We start from the raw sequence: 1059 nt of genomic DNA, 5'->3' as shown, positions 1-1059 counted from the left end.
GTTTATAGCGCTGCCAAAAAAAAGAAGCTGGGCTGACTGCGGAAAGGTGAGCCGGGTGGGTAGCCCTTGCCGTTTCTGTATAACAGCGTTGCTGAGCAACATTGAGATAGTACTGGGGGCTAACGCTTTAAACAGCGGAAAACGCGAGCGCAGCGAGTGTTTTTCCGCTGCTTTAATTTGTTATGCAACTTCCAGCCACAAATCAACATTGAATTCCTTTAGGTGATTTTTAATTGCACCGATTAGATTGATCATTTCTTGGCCGGGCATTACTTGTGCTTTGATATAAATATCGCTAGTACCCTGACCATACTTTGATATCCATTCATCGGAGAAGATGGTATCCGTATAACCTTGAATCTTAGTCTTCAGAAGTTGTTCGTGATACTCAGAATCCGTTAGTGCACTTGACACTACAATTACCAAATCGACACCACCATCTTTTCTTTCTCCAATGATATCGATTTTATCTAAGTTCTGAATAGGGTCATCCATGTTCAGGTTCCTTGAATTGCATAACGCCCAACTTTGGGGCACAAATACATGGGCTAAAATAACGAGCGAAGCGAGGGAGCCCATGTGTTTGTGTCCCAGCGAACGCAGTGAGCGCCAACAGTTGTTTGTTAGGTGCGTAACTTACTATGAGCTTGAATAATCGAAGTGCGAAGCTCGCTAGAAATGTTTACCCACCTTGTAGTTTCTGTTAGCTGTAATTGACAACCAGTTTTTCTAACCAAATCGCAAATATGTGTGAACCACTTGGGGTAACCCCATTCTCGATTTTGCTGACCAAGCAAAACTCTACGTTTCTGATCCCAGTGAACACCTGCAGCCTCTCGATAAATCATAGGAAAAGAGGATGTTGATGGTTTTACATAAAGATGTTCTTTGTTATCTATCCCAATTTCTACGATGTCTTCCATTACAGCTAGCACCTAACGCTCCGCATAACGGGCAAAAAGACGTAGGCTACAATAACGAGCGAAGCGAGGGAGCCTACGTGTTTTTGTCCCAAGCGAGCGTAGCGAGTGGTTAATGCGTTTGTTAGCCCTGCCGATG

At 43.9% G+C, this 1059-nt stretch carries 2 protein-coding genes; both read right to left on the bottom strand.

Features of this window, described 5'->3' with window-relative positions; all coding sequences use genetic code 11:
• Nucleotides 1-180: 180 nt before the first annotated feature.
• A complete protein-coding gene (locus DXV75_RS16990) occupies nucleotides 181-495 on the bottom strand; it encodes a DUF6572 domain-containing protein (RefSeq protein WP_115594611.1) in 315 nt (104 codons plus the stop codon).
• Between the two features lie 128 nt (nucleotides 496-623).
• Nucleotides 624-923, bottom strand: a complete 300-nt coding sequence (locus DXV75_RS17075; protein ID WP_147291853.1) for a hypothetical protein — start codon at nucleotides 921-923, stop codon at nucleotides 624-626.
• Between the last annotated feature and the right edge of the window lie 136 nt (nucleotides 924-1059).

This window comes from Alteromonas aestuariivivens, from assembly GCF_003367475.1.
Taxonomy (GTDB): domain Bacteria; phylum Pseudomonadota; class Gammaproteobacteria; order Enterobacterales; family Alteromonadaceae; genus Alteromonas; species Alteromonas aestuariivivens.
Note: the sequence above shows the minus strand (reverse complement) of the source record. Positions and strands in the feature narration are given on the sequence as shown.